This is a genomic window from Burkholderia sp. IT-111MI5, from assembly GCF_949752865.1.
GTDB classification, from domain to species: Bacteria; Pseudomonadota; Gammaproteobacteria; order Burkholderiales; family Burkholderiaceae; genus Burkholderia; species Burkholderia pyrrocinia_C.
Genome location: NZ_CATKIF010000073.1, coordinates 297,256 through 312,113 on the forward strand (window position 1 = coordinate 297,256; position 14,858 = coordinate 312,113).

Consider the following 14,858-nt stretch of genomic DNA (forward strand, 5'->3'; position numbering starts at 1 on the left):
GTTCAGCGAGCGGCAGGAAACGCTGCCGGAACGCGCAATACCACGCAGGATTGTGATTAAAACCCGCGACGATCAGCGCGTCGCGCGCCGGTCGCTGCGCGGGCTCAAGCCGAACCGCGCGCGATACGTGCGCGAGAAATGCGACGGCGATTCGAACCCGCACGCGACGCACACCGACGTGATGCTCATGTCGGTCTGCTGCAGCAGTTCGCGAGCACGATCGAGGCGCAGGTTCAGGTAGAAATGCGTCGGTGTGTCGTTCAGCGTCGCGCTGAACAGCCGTTCGAGCTGGCGTCGCGTGATCGATACGTCCTGCGCGAGCGCGTCGGAGCCGAGCGGATTTTCCATGTGCTGCTGCATCGTGCCGATCACCTGGATCAGCTTGCGGTTATGTACGCCGTAGCGCGCGGCGATCTCGAGCCGCTGGCTGTCCGAGCGCTGCCGGATGCGGCTGACAACGAACTGCTCGGAGATCGCGGCCGCGAGATCGGCGCCGTGCCGGCGCCCGATCAGGTCGAGCATCATGTCGATCGACGCGGTGCCGCCGGCGCACGTGATGCGCCGGTCGTCGATCTCGAACAGCTCCTGCGTCGCGTTCAGGCCCGGATAGCGTTCGCGGAACGCGGCCAGCGCTTCCCAGTGCAGCGTCAGCGGCTGCGACGCGTCGAACAGCCCGGCTTCCGCGAGCACGAAGCTGCCCGTGTCGATGCCGCCGAGCGTCGCGCCGTGCCGGTGCTGGCGGCGCAGCCAGTCGCCGATTGCGCGCGTGTAGCACACGAGCGGATCGAAGCCCGCGACGACGAACACCGTATCGACCTGCGCGACGTCCGCGCACGCGGCTTCGGCGGCGACTGGGATGCCGTTGCTCGCGGCGACCGGCGCACCGTCGGCGCTGATCACATGCCAGCGGTAGAGCTCGGTGCGGAAGCGGTTCGCGACGCGCAGCGGCTCGACCGCGGACATGAAGCCGAGCGCGGAGAAGCCGGGCAGCAACAGGAAGTGGAAATCCTCGGGCATCGGGGCAGGGGATGGAATCCGGTGGTCGTCGCACATCGCACGGGATTGCGAACGGACGGGCACATGCCGCGGCCGGCTCGCAGGCGCCGAACGGTCAGCGGAAGATTATCGCGGGTTTTGCTCGTCTTCAGCGCGTTTTTGCAGCGCGCACCGACCGGCGCGCGGTGGTCGAAGGCAGTTCGTCGAATTGCGCCTTGTACGCGTTCGCGAAATGGCCGAGATGGATGAAGCCCCAGCGCGCGGCCACGTCGCTGATCGGCAGGTCGGCCTGACGTGTGTCGAGCAGCATCCGCCGCACCTGCGACAGGCGCAGCGAGCGTACATAGTGCAGCGGGCTGGTCTGTACGACCGACTGAAAGCTGTTCTGCATCGTGCGCCGGCTCACGCGCAACTGCGCGCACAGGCTCAGCACGTCGACTGGCGCTTCCGGGTGGTCGATCACGTAGTCGTGCACGCGGCGCACGATGTCGGCGCGGCACGCGTGCGTGAGCCGGTTCGACGGCTCGGGCATCCGGTACGTGAGGAGATCGACGAGCATGTTGCCGATCTCGCCGCGCAGTTCGCGTTGCGCGCGCATGTCGCCGAACGTGTCGGGCGACGACAGCACGCGTTCGAGTTGCGTCGCGATCTGCACGCTTGCGCGCATCAGCACGGCCGTCGGCAAGTCGACGACGCCGCGCCGCAGCGTCGCTGCGTCGAGCCGGACATCGGCCGCATCTTCGACCTGTTGCAGCAGCTCGGCGTCGACGACGACACCGATCAGCGACATGTCGTCCGGCGAATGCAGTTCGAACGGCGCACCGCCGCGCGCCATCACCATCGTGCCGCGTTCGATGCGCGCGCCGCCGAACGCGAATGCGCCCGAGCCGGTGAGCGGCATGCCGAACACCGTGTGACCGGGCGGCAACTGTCCACGCTGGATGATGCGCACGTTCGCGGCTTCCTGGAACAACTCGATGCCGTCGAGCACGGCGTGCTTGACCACGCTGCGATACGCGCCCGAACCGATCTGGTCGTAGCGCTGGTTCCAGCCGCGCAGCGCGTCGGCATGCCGGTCCGCGTCGTCGAACATCTCGTGAAACACGAACACAGCGCCTCCAGGGGTGTCGATCAGGACCGCGGAAGATTAAACCGACCGAGCGGTCGGCGCAATAAGGTCGAGCGCTATTCCGCGCGTATTCGTCAGAGGGTCGGAAGCCGCGTGCGCGCGCGGCTTTCAGGCGCATTTCCAATATCCCGAATCGGCACGCACGCGTTGCCGGTCCTGGTGCTGACCGGATTTTTTGTCGAACTACAGTCGCCCCACATCAAGTGAATCCCCAACTGGAGGCGACATGAGGACAACGCGACGAACCGCGGCGCTCGCGGTGACGCTGGCGTTCGCGGCGGCATGGGGCGGCAGCACATGCGCGACGGAAAAACCCGAGGAGCTGGTCGTGCAGAAGATGCCGCCGTGGCATCCGCACGAGGTCTATATCGTCGACATCTCGATGCCGTCGATGACCGACGGGCGCATCTACGTGTACGACGCCGACGCGAAGAAGCTGCTCGGCCAGATCGACGGCGGCTTCGGCCCCGGCTTCGCGATTTCGCCCGACCACAAGACGAGCTTCGTCGCGACGACCTACTTCTCGCGCGGCTCGCACGGCACGCGTACCGACGTCGTCGAGATGACCGACAACACGACACTCGATCACGCGGGCGAGATCGTGATTCCGCCGAAACACGGGCAGCATGTGCCGTCGCCGTACAACACTGCGTTCAGCACCGACGGCAAGCGGCTGTATGTCGCGAACATCACGCCGGCCGCGTCGGTGACGGTGATCGACGCCGTATCGAAGAAGGTGCTGTCGGAGATCGACACGGCCGCGTGCGTGCTCGCTTATCCGTCGGGGAACGACCGCTTCACCGCGCTGTGCGAAAGCGGCAAGGCGCTGACCGTCACGCTCGATGCGAGCGGCAAGGAAACGAAGCGCACGATGTCCGATGCGTTCATCGATGTCGACAAGGATCCGGCGTTCGTGAACGCGTCGCCGTACAACGGTACCTATCTGTTCACGACGTACGGCGGCAACGTGCGCAGCGCCGATTTCAGCGGCGACAAGCCGGCGTTCGGCAAGTCGTGGTCGCTGTTGACGGATGCCGAGCGAGCCGAAGGCTGGCGCCCGGGCGGCATGCAGCAGACGGCCGTGCAGGCGAAGCAGAACCGCTACTACGTGCTGATGCACAAGGGCGGCGACGGCTCGCACAAGGATCCCGGCACGCAGGTGTGGGTATTCGACCTGAAGTCGAAGCAGCGCGTCGCGCGCTGGGATCTCGCGCAGCAGAAGATCGATCCGCTCGTGTCGATCCAGGTCAGCGAGGACGACAAGCCGCTGTTCTACGGGCTGACCGCGACGTCCGACCTCGTCGTGATGGACGCGCATACCGGCAAGCTGCGCAACGTAGAGAAGCAGATCGGCAATACGTCGACGCTGCTCGTCAACCCGTGAGGCCGCGATGACCCTCGATCCCGTACTCGCCACCAGCGCGCAGGCCGGCGCGGCCGTCGTCGTGCTGCTCGGCGCTTTCGCGAAGATGCGCCGGTCCGCCGCGTTCCGCCACGCGCTTGCCGGCTACCGGTTGCTGCCTGACGCGCTGACCACGCCTGTCGCGTTCGCGATTCCGCTTGCGGAAGCCGTCTGCGCCGCGGCACTGCTGTTTCCCGATACGCGCGTGGCCGGCGCGATCGGCCTGATCGTGTTGCTCGTGGTTTTCGCCGCCGGGCTTGCGATCAACCTGCTGCGCGGCCACACCGACATCGACTGCGGCTGTTCCGGCTTCACCGCTGCGCGCGCGGATGCGCCGCGCGGCATCGGCTGGCTGCATGTCGGCCGAGTGCTGCTGCTCGCCGCGCTGGCCGCAACCGCGTTCGTCGAGCCGGGTGCGCGCGCGGTCGTGTGGTTCGACTACCTGACGCTGTTCTTCTCCGTGCTGCTGATCGTCTGCGCGCTGCTCACCGTTGACGTGCTGCTCGCCAACGTACCGCGCCTTTCCCACCTGAGGAATTCATGATGCAAACCGCTCTCACCGTTTCCACCGCACTGCTGTGGGTTGCTGTTCTCGCGCTCGGCGCGATCTGCCTCGCGCTGGTGCGCCAGATCGGCATCCTGTACGAACGCATCATGCCGGCCGGTGCGCTGATGATCGACAAGGGGCCGGCGGTCGGCGCGATCGCGCCGACGTTCGAGCTGACCGACATTCGCGGCTCGCAGGTGAAGGTCGGCGGCATCGATGCATCGGGCAAGGCGACGCTGCTGTTCTTCCTGTCGCCGACGTGCCCGGTCTGCAAGAAGCTGCTGCCGCTGCTGCCGTCGCTGCAGGCGAGCGAATCGACGCCGGTGAACATCGTGCTCGCGAGCGACGGCGATGTCGACGAGCACGCGCGCTTCGCGCAGAAGCACGACCTCGGGCGCTTCCCGTACGTGCTGTCGCAGGAGCTCGGCCTCGCGTACCAGATCGGCAAGCTGCCGTATGCGGTGCTGCTCGACGAAACCGGCACGGTGCGCGCGAAGGGGCTCGTCAACACGCGCGAGCATCTCGAGAGCCTGTTCGAGGCGAAGGAGCGCGGCGTCGCGTCGCTGCAGCAGTTCGTGCATGGCGATCACAGCCACGACGCCCACGCGCAGCACGCATGACCGGCCGAACCTCTTTCAACGTCATTGGAGAACAACGACATGGGCCTGTTTGATTCATGGTTCGAGCGATCGGCGCGCGGCGTCGCGCAGCACAGTTCGCGGCGCAGCGCGATGGCGAAGCTCGGCAAGGTGCTGGTGGGATCGGCGATGCTGCCGCTGCTGCCCGTCGATCGCACCGCGTACGCGGCCGATGCGGCGTCGGGCGCATCCGCTGCGTCCGGTGGCGCGGCCGCCTCGGGGGCCAGCGACGACCCGATGAGCTGCGACTACTGGAAGTATTGCGCGATCGACGGCTGGCTTTGCAGCTGCTGCGGCGGCACGTCGAGCAGTTGCCCGCCGGGCACGACGCCTTCGCCGATCACGTGGATTGGCACTTGCCGCAACCCGCACGACGGTTCGGACTACATCGTGTCGTACAACGACTGCTGCGGCAAGACGTCGTGCGGCAAGTGCTTCTGCAATCGCAACGAACGCGAGAAGCCGCTGTACAAGCTGTCGTTGAACAACGACATCAACTGGTGCATGGCGAACGGTAATTCGAATTACCACTGTTCGGTTTCGGTTCTGCTCGGAGCGGCAAAGCAATGAAAGTGAGGCACGCTGGAAAAATCGTCGTCGCGTGCGTGGCGACCGTTGCGGCAATCGCGTTGCCGGGCATCGCCGGCGCGCAGCAGGCCGTGCATTACCCGGCCGGCAAGAGCCTGTTCGACGCGCAGTGCGCGGTGTGCCACCAAGCGGGCGGCAAGGGGCAGGACGGCCTCGCGCCGCCGCTGACCGAGTATCCGGGCAAGTACGCGGCGGCCGAAGCCGGGCGTGCGCAACTGGTCGCGACGTTGCTGCACGGAATGTTCGGCGAGATCAAGGTGCACGACAAGAGCTACAACTTCAAGATGCCGTCGTTTGCGAGCGCGAGCGACGACGATATCGCGCACGTGCTCAACTATGTCGTGTTCGACCTCGATGCACGGCAAGGCAACGCGAATCCGTTCACCGCGGCCGAGATCCGTGCGGCGCGTGCGAAGGAGATGGACGGCACGGCCGTTCATGCGCAACGCGCCGTAGTGGTCAAGGGGCTGGGCCTGTGAACGTCGCCTGGGCATCGCGCGTTGGCGAGCCGATGCAGCACGCACGGCGCACGTCGAAGGCGGCATCTCGGGTCGGCGGCTTGTCGCATCGCATGTCGTCGCTGTTGCTGCTTGTCGGCGCTGTCGCATGCGTGACCGCTGCGCCCGCGCATGCAGACGGTGCGGCCGACGCGGCGCTCGCGCGGCAGCACTGGGTGCTCAACTGCATGGGCTGCCACACGGCGACGGGCGGCGGCATTCCCGGCAAGGTTCCTCCGCTCGCGAACTCGCTCGGCTATTTCACGCATCTGCCGGCCGGGCGCGAATACGTGATGCGCGTGCCCGGCGCGTCGAACTCGGCGCTGTCGGATCAGGATCTGGCCGACGTACTCAACTGGGTGCTCACGACGATGAACCGCGATGCGCTGCCGCGCGACTTCAAGCCCTATACGGCCGCCGAAGTCGCCGCGCACCGCCGGCCTGCTTTTTCCGACGTCGCGACCGTGCGCGCCGGCCTCGTCCGCGCGTTGCAGGAACGCGGGATCGACGGCGTCACGGATCGCTACTGATCGACTCAATCAAGAAATCGAGGAGTGAACATGGAGACGAACGAAACATTCCCGTTGCTCGACGCAACCCGCGCGTTTCTCGCGAAGCCGAAGAAGATGTTGATCGGTGCCGAGTGGACCGACGCCGCGTCGGGCCGGCAGATCGACGTCGTGAACCCGGCCGACGGCACCGTGATCGCACGCGTTCCCGAAGCGGACGAACGCGACGTGCAGCAGGCCGTTGCCGCCGCGCGGCGCGCATTCGACGCGGGGCCGTGGCGCACCGCGAAGACCACCGACCGCGAGCGCCTGCTGCTCGAGCTCGCCGACCTGATCGAAGCCAATGCGCGCGAACTTGCCGAAATCGAATCGCTCGACAACGGCAAGCCGGTGATGGTCGCGCAAGGGCTCGACGTCGCGATGGCAGCGCAGTGCTTTCGCTACATGGCCGGCTGGGCGACGAAGATCGAAGGCAGCGTGATCGATGCGGGCATGCCGTACATGCCGGACAGCGAAGTCTTCACCTATACGCGCAAGGAGCCCGTCGGCGTCGTTGGCGCAATCATTCCGTGGAATTTCCCGCTGTTGATGGCGGCATGGAAGATCGCTCCCGCACTCGCAACCGGTTGCACCATCGTGCTGAAGCCCGCGGAAGATACGCCGCTGAGCGCGTTGCGGCTCGGTGAATTGATTCAGCAGGCCGGTTTCCCGGACGGCGTCGTCAATATCGTCACCGGTTACGGCTATACCGCCGGCGCCGCATTGTCGCGCGATCCGCGCATCGACAAGATCGCGTTCACCGGCTCGACGCAAACGGGCAAGACGATCGGCCACGCGGCGCTCGACAACATGACGCGGATGTCGCTCGAACTCGGCGGCAAGTCGCCGGTGATCGTGCTGCCCGACGTCGATCTCGACAAGGCCGCGCTGGGCGTTGCGAACGCGATCTTCTTCAACCAGGGGCAGGTGTGCACGGCCGGTTCGCGTGCATACATCCATGCGAAGGTGTTCGACGGCCTGATCGAACGCATCGCGAAGATCGCCGCGAGCCTGAAGATCGGCCCGGGGATGGACCCGTCGACGCAGATCGGCCCGCTCGTATCGGCGAAGCAGCGCGAGCGCGTGTGCGGCTATATCGATTCGGGGTTCGAAGAAGGCGCACGCGCTGCCGCGGGCGGCCGTGCGATCGATGGCCCCGGCTTCTTCGTCGAGCCGACCGTGCTGGTCGATACGACGCAGGCGATGCGCGTCGTGCGCGAGGAGATCTTCGGGCCGGTGCTCGTCGCGATGCCGTTCGACGATGTCGACACGGCCGTGCGGCTCGCGAACGACACGCCGTATGGTCTCGGCGCGAGCATCTGGTCGAACGACCTTTCCGCGATTCACAAGCTCATCCCGCGTATTGCAGCCGGCACGGTGTGGGTCAACTGCCATTCGCTGCTCGACAACGCGATGCCGTTCGGCGGGATGAAGCAGTCGGGTTTCGGCCGTGAACTCGGTCGCGCGGTGATCGACCAGTACACGGAAAGCAAGTCGGTGATGATGAACTACGCGTAAGCGCAGATGCGAGCGTTGCCGGGGCGCCGGCAACGCTCGCGCCAACCGGCCGGCGCGTTCGGGCTCCGGCATACGGTCGCGACACGGATACGACGCATCAGGGGGGATGATCGATGAAGGATCTGACGACGCCGCGCAGGATCGCGGCGGCGGTGGCGGCGCTCGCCGTCACGCAGGGCGCGCATGCATTGAGCAGCGTCACGCTGTACGGCGATGTGGATACCGGCATCACGTACACGAACAACGTGCAGACGACCGGGGCCGACGGCGCGGTGCGCGGCGGGCATGCGTGGCAGATGACGGGCGGCGCGAGCGCGCCGTCGCGCATCGGCCTGACGGGCAGCGAGGATATCGGCGGCGGCACGGCCGTCACGTTCAAGCTCGAGAACAGCTTCTGGATGAACAACGGCAGCTTGCTGCAGACCGATACGCTGTTCAACCAGAATGCGTGGGTCGGCTTGTCGAACGATCGCTACGGGACGTTGACCGTCGGCCGGCAGTTCGACTCGTACACGACCACGCTCGCACCTTACGCATCGAGCGTTCCGTGGGCCACGCTGTTCGGCGCCCACATCGGCGACGTCGACAACCTCAACGCCGCACTCAACCTGAACAGCGCGGTGCAGTACGCGAGCCCCGTGATGGCGGGATTCTCGTTCAGCGGCACGTTTTCGTTCGGCGGTGTCGCCGGCGATTTTTCCCGGCAGCGCGGATGGGCGCTGGCCGCGAGCTACAACAACGCGCCATTTTCGTTCGGCGTCGGCGCGCTCGACCTGAATCATCCGCTCGACGCGGCGCTCGGCGGCGCGCGGGGTTATATCGGCGATTTCGCGTGCTCGAATCCGGCGGCGATGTATTGCAAGCTGCAGGATGCGCGTGCATTGAAAGCGATCGGCGTGGGCGGCTCGTATGCGATCGGGCCGGCGACGGTCGGCGTCGTCTACACGCATACGACGCTCGACGACAGCCGGTATTTCGCCGATGCCGCCCATCCGCACGGTGCCGATGCGCGCTTCGACATCGTCGAGGTCAACACGACGTTTTCGGTGACGCCGGCGTTCATGCTGGGTGCGGCCTATATCTACAACTCGATGAAGACCGACGCAAACGGCTCGCCGAAGTTTCATCAGGTCAACCTGGGCATGACCTATAACCTGTCGAAGCGGACGTCGCTCTATACGGTCGGCATTTTCCAGAAGGCGGCAGGTCGCGGGATCGGCATCGACCCGGCGACGGGCGGCGCGGCGAACTATGCGCAGATTCCGAACCTGCCGAATGCGACCGGCAGCCGGCAGCTGTCGGTGACGGTCGGGGTGAAGCACAACTTCTGAGTGGCCGGGGCGCGTGGCGGGCGCCGTGATCGATCTTTGTCTGAAGCGGGGATTCGTACCGGCGGCGGCGCGGATCGTGTCTCCGAAAACGTCGATGCTGAATCTCGTCGCGGCCGGGCGAGGTGCGGCGATCGTGCCGGAGCGGATGGCCAGTCTCGGGATCGACGGTGTCGTGTTCGTGCCGATTTCGGACGACGACGCAAAGTCGGTTTGCGCGCTGGTGTTGCCGGTCGAGCCGACGGTGCTGGCGGACGCGTTTGTGCGGGTGGTGAAGGGGGTTTCCGCGGAGGAATGACTGCCCGAATAAAAAAACGCCAGCCCGGCTGGGCTGGCGTTTCGCTTCGGGTATGACCGGTATCAGAACTGGTTCATCGTGTTGTCTTTACCCGCCGCCTTCAGCGCCGCTTCGCCGCTGAAATATTCCTTGTGGTCGTCGCCGATGTCCGAGCCGGACATGTTCTGGTGCTTCACGCAGGCGATGCCCTGGCGGATTTCCTTGCGCTGCACGCCGGCCACATAACCCAGCATGCCCTGGTCGCCGAAGTATTCCTTGGCCAGGTTGTCGGTCGACAGCGCGGCGGTGTGGTACGTCGGCAGCGTGATCAGGTGGTGGAAGATACCGGCTTCGCGCGATGCATCTGCCTGGAACGTGCGGATCTTCTCGTCGGCGAGTGCCGCCAGTTCGGTCTGGTCGTATTCCACGCTCATCAGCTGCGCGCGATCGTATGCCGACACATCCTTGCCCTCGGCCTTCATCGCGTCGTACGCCTGCTGACGGAAATTCAGCGTCCAGTTGAACGACGGGCTGTTGTTGTACACCAGCTTCGCGTTCGGGATGACTTTGCGAATCTCGCTGACCATGCCGCCGATCTGCGCGATATGCGGTTTTTCGGTTTCGATCCACAGCAGGTCGGCGCCGTTTTGCAGTGCGGTGACGCAATCCAGCACGCAGCGCGCTTCGCCCGTGCCGGCGCGGAACTGGAACAGGTTGCTCGGCAGGCGCTTCGGACGCAGCAGCTTGCCGTCGCGCTTGATGACGACGTCACCGTTGCCCAGTTGGTCGGCCGACAGTTCTTCGCAATCGAGGAACGAGTTGTATTGATCGCCCAGGTCGCCCGGCGTGTTGGTCACGGCGATCTGCTTGGTCAGGCCGGCGCCCAGCGAGTCGGTACGGGCCACGATGATGCCGTCGTCCACGCCCAGTTCCAGGAACGCGTAGCGGATCGCGCGGATCTTCGCCAGGAAGTCCTCGTGCGGCACGGTGACCTTGCCGTCCTGGTGGCCGCACTGCTTCTCGTCGGACACCTGGTTTTCGATCTGGATGCAGCATGCGCCCGCTTCGATGAACTGCTTGGCCAGCAGGTACGTGGCTTCCGCGTTGCCGAAGCCCGCGTCGATGTCGGCGATGATCGGCACGACGTGCGTCACGTGGTTGTCGATTTTTTCCTGGATGGCGGCCTTCGCAGCGCCTTCGGCCGCGTCGAGTTCGCGGAACAGGCCGCCCAGTTCACGGGCGTCGGCCTGGCGCAGGAACGTGTACAGCTCGCGGATCAGCGCGCTGACGGAGGTTTTTTCGTGCATCGACTGGTCCGGCAGCGGGCCGAACTCGGAGCGCAGCGCGGCCACCATCCAGCCGGACAGGTAAAGGTAGCGGCGTTCGGTGCTGTTGAAGTGCTTCTTGATGGAGATCATCTTCTGCTGGCCGATGAAGCCGTGCCAGCAACCCAGCGACTGCGTGTACTTCGCCGGGTCGGCATCGTAGGCGGCCATGTCGGCGCGCATGATCTTGGCGGTGTACTTCGCGATGTCCAGACCCGTCTTGAACTTGTTCTGCGCACGCATGCGGGCGGCGTACTCGGGGCTGATGGCATTCCACGCGCTGCCGTGGTTTTCTTTCAAACCGGCAACTGCCTTGATGTCGTCTTGATACTGGGCCATGTCAATCTCCTGGGAGCAAAGCGCGTTTGAGTAAATGGTTGAGCGTGGCGCTCCGTATGTCGAAGCGAACTGCATGACTGAATAGTAACGCCGCCCGATGCGCTTTTGGGGATGTCTTATATAAGACATAAGACATAAATTTCTGTTATTTTTCAATGGGATACGTGGCGATTTTTGCGATGCAAAACAAGTTTTCAAGCGGCGAAAAAGAGATGCCGCGGGAATTCGACGTGGGTTCCGTAATGTGAAATAGCCTTTCGGCTGCTGGAGGAAGGGCAAGCACGATGGTTCGAGCAACGATGGCTCGCGGGATGATTGTGTAGCCGCCTGTTTCGACGAACGGACGGCTTTCCAACATGCGGCTCATCGCGCTGCGGAAGCCGCCAGGCTGACCTGTCCAATTCATCCGTGCGGCTCCAGCGCCCCGAGCCCGAAGCCGCATCGGTATCCCGCCGCTCCCGACAGAATCGAAAGCCTCGCGCCGCATGTGGACAAGCCGGTTTCTGCAAAAACACGCACGAAAACCCCGCCCATCAAGCCTTTGCAAAAACCTAGTGGTTTCCACCCATAGTCGCAAATAGTCAAGAACAGGTCGCCGCCGGTCTTCTCGCGGCCAATATGGCTCGTTACTTTTACTCCCACGATGCAGGCCGGCGCACACCCCGCGCACCGGCTGCCACGCGTCCCAACGGGAGGAACCGAACCATGAAGTCGACGAAGATCGCCGCGCTTGTCGCGGCCGTGCTGGCGACCGCCGCGTTCACGAACGCGGCGCGTGCCGAAACGGATGCCGCGACCTGCCGCACCGTGCGTTTCGCGGATATCGGCTGGACCGACATCACGTCGACCACGGCGCTCGCGTCGACCGTGTTCGAGGCGCTCGGCTACAAGCCGACCACGACGATCGCATCGGTGCCGATCTCGTTCGCCGGCCTGAAGAGCAAGCAGCTCGACGTGTCGCTCGGCTACTGGTGGCCCGTGCAGCAGAAGCAGCTCCAGCCGTTCCTCGACAGCAAGTCGATCAACGTCGTCGAAACGCCGAACCTGTCCGGCGCGAAGGCCACGCTCGCGGTGCCGAGCTACGAATACCAGGCCGGCCTGAAGACCTTCGAGGACATCGCGAAGCATCGCGCGGAACTCGACGGCAAGATCTACGGGATCGAGCCGGGCAGCAGCGCGAACGCGACGATCCAGAAGATGATCGACACGAACCAGTACGGGCTCGGCGGCTTCAAGCTCGTCGAATCGAGCGAGGCCGGGATGCTGGTGACGGTCGAGCGCGCGATCCGCGAGAAGAAGTGGGTCGTGTTCCTCGGCTGGGAACCGCATCCGATGAACATCCAGCTCAGCATGAACTACCTGTCCGGCGGCGACGCGTCGTTCGGCCCGAACTACGGCGAAGCGCGTGTGTACACGCTGACGGCGCCCGACTTCATCGCGCGCTGCCCGAACGCGGGCAAGCTCGTCACGAACCTGCGCTTCTCGACGCAGCTCGAGAACCAGCTGATGCAGTCGGTGATGAACAAGACGAAGCCGGCCGACGCCGCGAAGGCCTACCTGAAGAAGAACCCGCAGGTGCTCGATCCGTGGCTCGCCGGCGTCAAGACGTTCGACGGCAAGGACGGCTTGCCGGCGGTCAAGGCGTATCTCGGCCTGTAATGGCCTGCACGTTGCACGACGCGTACACCGACGAAACATCAGCAATGCGAAATAACCAGAGTCAAGCGAGGCAAACAGCATGAACCATGAAGTCATCGTGACCTGCGCCGTCACCGGCGCGGGCGATACGGTCGGCAAGCATCCGGCGATTCCGGTCACGCCGAAGGAGATCGCGGCGGCCGCGATCGAAGCCGCGAAGGCCGGCGCCACCGTCGCGCACTGCCACGTGCGCGACCCGCAGACGGGGCGCGGCAGCCGCGACCCGAACCTGTACCGCGAAGTGGTCGACCGCATCCGCTCGGCCGATGTCGACGTGATCATCAACCTGACGGCCGGCATGGGCGGCGATCTCGAGATCGGCCCGGGCGAGGACCCGATGCGTTTCGGCAAGGGCACCGACCTGGTCGGCGGCCTCACGCGACTCGCGCACGTCGAGGAACTGCTGCCCGAGATCTGCACGCTCGACTGCGGCACGCTGAATTTCGGCGACGGCGACTACATCTACGTGTCGACGCCCGCGCAGTTGCGCGCCGGCGCGAAGCGCATCCAGGAGCTCGGCGTGAAGCCGGAGCTGGAGATCTTCGATACGGGCCATCTGTGGTTCGCGAAGCAGTTGCTGAAGGAAGGGCTGCTCGACGATCCGCCGCTGTTCCAGCTTTGCCTCGGCATTCCGTGGGGCGCGCCGGCCGATACGGGCACGATGAAGGCGATGGTCGACAACCTGCCGCCGGGCGCGCACTGGGCCGGCTTCGGGATCGGCCGCATGCAGATGCCGATGGTCGCGCAGGCGATGCTGCTCGGCGGCCACGTGCGCGTCGGCCTCGAAGACAACATCTGGCTCGACCGCGGCGTGCATGCGACCAACGGCACGCTCGTCGAGCGCGCGAGAGAGATCGTCGAACGGCTCGGCGGCCGCGTGCTGACGCCGGCCGAAGGCCGCCGCAAGCTCGGCTTGCCCGCGCGCGGCGAGCGTCCGCTCGAACGCCGCGCGATCGCCGAATTCGCGTGAGTTTTTCCTGACCGATACGACAGGGCGGCGCGCAACGGCGTGGCTGCCCACCGATTTCCCCTGATTTGAAGGATGCGTTGACATGGCTGTGAAGACCGACATCAAGACGTTTGCCGCCATCGGCACCGGCGTGATCGGCAGCGGGTGGATTTCCCGCGCGCTGGCCCACGGTTTGGACGTGGTTGTATGGGACCCCGCGCCGGGCGCGGAAGAGCGGCTGCGCGCGAACGTCGCGAATGCGTGGCCCGCGCTCGAACGCGTCGGCCTCGCGCCGGGCGCCGATCCCGCGCGGCTGCGGTTCGTGCCGACGATCGAAGCGTGCGTCGCCGATGCCGATTTCATCCAGGAAAGCGCGCCCGAGCGCGAGGCGTTGAAGCTCGAGCTGCACGAGCAGATCAGCCGCGCGGCGAAGCCCGACGCGATCATCGCGTCGTCGACATCGGGGCTGCTGCCGACGGATTTCTACGCGCGTGCGACGCATCCGGAGCGCTGCGTGGTCGGCCATCCGTTCAATCCGGTCTACCTGCTGCCGCTCGTCGAGGTGCTCGGCGGCGAGCGCACGTCGCCGGAAGCGGTCGAAGCGGCGATGGAGATCTATCGCAAGCTCGGCATGCGGCCGCTGCACGTGCGCAAGGAAGTGCCGGGCTTCATCGCGGACCGGCTGCTCGAAGCGCTGTGGCGCGAGGCGCTGCACCTGGTCAACGAAGGTGTCGCGACGACCGGCGAGATCGACGACGCGATCCGTTTCGGCGCGGGCATCCGCTGGTCGTTCATGGGCACGTTCCTGACCTACACGCTGGCGGGCGGCGACGCGGGCATGCGACACTTCATGCAGCAGTTCGGCCCTGCGCTCGAACTGCCGTGGACGAAGCTGGTCGCGCCGACGCTTACCGACGCGCTGATCGACAGCGTCGTCGAAGGCACGACCGAACAGCAGGGCACGCGCAGCATCAAGGAGCTCGAACGCTATCGCGACGAGTGCATCACCGAGGTGCTGAAGTCGATCGCCGCGGTGAAGGCGCGGCACGGGATGCGATTCGAGGATTAGGGTCTGTTTA

16 protein-coding genes are annotated in these 14,858 nt (G+C 65.5%); 12 read left to right on the top strand and 4 right to left on the bottom strand.

Annotated elements, in window-relative coordinates; all coding sequences use genetic code 11:
* Positions 1 to 72: 72 nt before the first annotated feature.
* Both ACM6JT_RS35700 and ACM6JT_RS35705 read right to left on the bottom strand, forming a co-directional pair.
* Complete coding sequence (locus ACM6JT_RS35700) at positions 73 to 1,017, bottom strand: GlxA family transcriptional regulator (protein ID WP_034180728.1); 945 nt, start codon at positions 1,015 to 1,017, stop codon at positions 73 to 75.
* A 127-nt stretch (positions 1,018 to 1,144) separates the two neighbouring features.
* A complete protein-coding gene (locus ACM6JT_RS35705; protein ID WP_414858262.1) occupies positions 1,145 to 2,089 on the bottom strand; it encodes a helix-turn-helix domain-containing protein in 945 nt (314 codons plus the stop codon).
* A gap of 262 nt (positions 2,090 to 2,351) precedes the next feature.
* On the opposite strand from ACM6JT_RS35705, the gene ACM6JT_RS35710 reads away from it, so the two are divergent.
* From ACM6JT_RS35710 to ACM6JT_RS35750, 9 genes are all read left to right on the top strand, one after another.
* The gene (locus ACM6JT_RS35710) at positions 2,352 to 3,509 is read left to right on the top strand and encodes an amine dehydrogenase large subunit (RefSeq protein WP_414858253.1); all 1,158 of its coding nucleotides are present in this window, start codon (positions 2,352 to 2,354) and stop codon (positions 3,507 to 3,509) included.
* Positions 3,510 to 3,516: 7 nt separating this feature from the next.
* On the top strand, positions 3,517 to 4,071 hold the full coding sequence (locus tag ACM6JT_RS35715; RefSeq protein ID WP_414858254.1) for a MauE/DoxX family redox-associated membrane protein: 555 nt from the start codon (positions 3,517 to 3,519) through the stop codon (positions 4,069 to 4,071).
* Entirely contained in the window at positions 4,068 to 4,694 is a 627-nt protein-coding gene (mauD, locus tag ACM6JT_RS35720; RefSeq protein ID WP_105391686.1) for a methylamine dehydrogenase accessory protein MauD, read from the top strand. Before ACM6JT_RS35715 ends, mauD begins: the two co-directional genes overlap by 4 nt.
* Before the next feature lie 39 nt (positions 4,695 to 4,733).
* On the top strand, positions 4,734 to 5,282 hold the full coding sequence (locus ACM6JT_RS35725; protein ID WP_034181018.1) for a methylamine dehydrogenase light chain: 549 nt from the start codon (positions 4,734 to 4,736) through the stop codon (positions 5,280 to 5,282).
* Entirely contained in the window at positions 5,279 to 5,779 is a 501-nt protein-coding gene (locus ACM6JT_RS35730) for a c-type cytochrome (protein ID WP_034180723.1), read from the top strand. The genes ACM6JT_RS35725 and ACM6JT_RS35730 overlap by 4 nt, the downstream gene beginning before the upstream one ends.
* A gap of 92 nt (positions 5,780 to 5,871) precedes the next feature.
* The gene (locus ACM6JT_RS35735) at positions 5,872 to 6,327 is read left to right on the top strand and encodes a c-type cytochrome (RefSeq protein ID WP_374955235.1); all 456 of its coding nucleotides are present in this window, start codon (positions 5,872 to 5,874) and stop codon (positions 6,325 to 6,327) included.
* Positions 6,328 to 6,357: 30 nt separating this feature from the next.
* Positions 6,358 to 7,863: an aldehyde dehydrogenase family protein gene (locus tag ACM6JT_RS35740; RefSeq protein ID WP_414858255.1), complete on the top strand. Its 1,506-nt coding sequence runs from the start codon at positions 6,358 to 6,360 to the stop codon at positions 7,861 to 7,863.
* 113 nt (positions 7,864 to 7,976) lie between these two features.
* Positions 7,977 to 9,194, top strand: coding sequence for a porin (locus ACM6JT_RS35745; RefSeq protein WP_034180720.1), 1,218 nt, complete (start codon positions 7,977 to 7,979; stop codon positions 9,192 to 9,194).
* 94 nt (positions 9,195 to 9,288) lie between these two features.
* The gene (locus ACM6JT_RS35750; protein ID WP_244099521.1) at positions 9,289 to 9,489 is read left to right on the top strand and encodes a hypothetical protein; all 201 of its coding nucleotides are present in this window, start codon (positions 9,289 to 9,291) and stop codon (positions 9,487 to 9,489) included.
* A 62-nt stretch (positions 9,490 to 9,551) separates the two neighbouring features.
* Here the strand turns inward: ACM6JT_RS35750 and ACM6JT_RS35755 are convergent, their stop codons facing one another.
* Positions 9,552 to 11,132, bottom strand: a complete 1,581-nt coding sequence (locus ACM6JT_RS35755) for an isocitrate lyase (RefSeq protein ID WP_034180719.1) — start codon at positions 11,130 to 11,132, stop codon at positions 9,552 to 9,554.
* 145 nt (positions 11,133 to 11,277) lie between these two features.
* Positions 11,278 to 11,538 carry a hypothetical protein gene (locus ACM6JT_RS35760; RefSeq protein ID WP_414858256.1) on the bottom strand — a complete coding sequence of 87 codons (261 nt, stop codon included), beginning with the start codon at positions 11,536 to 11,538 and terminating at the stop codon, positions 11,278 to 11,280.
* 299 nt (positions 11,539 to 11,837) lie between these two features.
* On the opposite strand from ACM6JT_RS35760, the gene ACM6JT_RS35765 reads away from it, so the two are divergent.
* From ACM6JT_RS35765 to ACM6JT_RS35775, 3 genes are all read left to right on the top strand, one after another.
* Positions 11,838 to 12,791, top strand: coding sequence for a choline ABC transporter substrate-binding protein (locus ACM6JT_RS35765; protein WP_072441929.1), 954 nt, complete (start codon positions 11,838 to 11,840; stop codon positions 12,789 to 12,791).
* Positions 12,792 to 12,870: 79 nt separating this feature from the next.
* Positions 12,871 to 13,800 (top strand): 3-keto-5-aminohexanoate cleavage protein, encoded by a 930-nt coding sequence (locus tag ACM6JT_RS35770; RefSeq protein WP_174417569.1) that lies wholly within the window; start codon positions 12,871 to 12,873, stop codon positions 13,798 to 13,800.
* A gap of 82 nt (positions 13,801 to 13,882) precedes the next feature.
* Positions 13,883 to 14,848 (top strand): L-carnitine dehydrogenase, encoded by a 966-nt coding sequence (locus tag ACM6JT_RS35775; RefSeq protein WP_034180716.1) that lies wholly within the window; start codon positions 13,883 to 13,885, stop codon positions 14,846 to 14,848.
* Positions 14,849 to 14,858 lie beyond the last annotated feature (10 nt).

Coding starts and splice junctions, on each gene's coding strand:
- ACM6JT_RS35735 (WP_374955235.1), top strand. CDS start 5,872: ATGTCGTCGCTGTTGCTGCTTGTCGGCGCTGTCGCATGCGTGACCGCT.
- ACM6JT_RS35740 (WP_414858255.1), top strand. CDS start 6,358: ATGGAGACGAACGAAACATTCCCGTTGCTCGACGCAACCCGCGCGTTT.
- ACM6JT_RS35730 (WP_034180723.1), top strand. CDS start 5,279: ATGAAAGTGAGGCACGCTGGAAAAATCGTCGTCGCGTGCGTGGCGACC.
- ACM6JT_RS35750 (WP_244099521.1), top strand. CDS start 9,289: ATGCTGAATCTCGTCGCGGCCGGGCGAGGTGCGGCGATCGTGCCGGAG.
- ACM6JT_RS35755 (WP_034180719.1), bottom strand. CDS start 11,132: ATGGCCCAGTATCAAGACGACATCAAGGCAGTTGCCGGTTTGAAAGAA.
- ACM6JT_RS35760 (WP_414858256.1), bottom strand. CDS start 11,538: ATGAATTGGACAGGTCAGCCTGGCGGCTTCCGCAGCGCGATGAGCCGC.
- ACM6JT_RS35745 (WP_034180720.1), top strand. CDS start 7,977: ATGAAGGATCTGACGACGCCGCGCAGGATCGCGGCGGCGGTGGCGGCG.
- ACM6JT_RS35725 (WP_034181018.1), top strand. CDS start 4,734: ATGGGCCTGTTTGATTCATGGTTCGAGCGATCGGCGCGCGGCGTCGCG.
- ACM6JT_RS35770 (WP_174417569.1), top strand. CDS start 12,871: ATGAACCATGAAGTCATCGTGACCTGCGCCGTCACCGGCGCGGGCGAT.
- mauD (WP_105391686.1), top strand. CDS start 4,068: ATGATGCAAACCGCTCTCACCGTTTCCACCGCACTGCTGTGGGTTGCT.
- ACM6JT_RS35775 (WP_034180716.1), top strand. CDS start 13,883: ATGGCTGTGAAGACCGACATCAAGACGTTTGCCGCCATCGGCACCGGC.
- ACM6JT_RS35710 (WP_414858253.1), top strand. CDS start 2,352: ATGAGGACAACGCGACGAACCGCGGCGCTCGCGGTGACGCTGGCGTTC.
- ACM6JT_RS35700 (WP_034180728.1), bottom strand. CDS start 1,017: ATGCCCGAGGATTTCCACTTCCTGTTGCTGCCCGGCTTCTCCGCGCTC.
- ACM6JT_RS35705 (WP_414858262.1), bottom strand. CDS start 2,089: ATGTTCGACGACGCGGACCGGCATGCCGACGCGCTGCGCGGCTGGAAC.
- ACM6JT_RS35715 (WP_414858254.1), top strand. CDS start 3,517: ATGACCCTCGATCCCGTACTCGCCACCAGCGCGCAGGCCGGCGCGGCC.
- ACM6JT_RS35765 (WP_072441929.1), top strand. CDS start 11,838: ATGAAGTCGACGAAGATCGCCGCGCTTGTCGCGGCCGTGCTGGCGACC.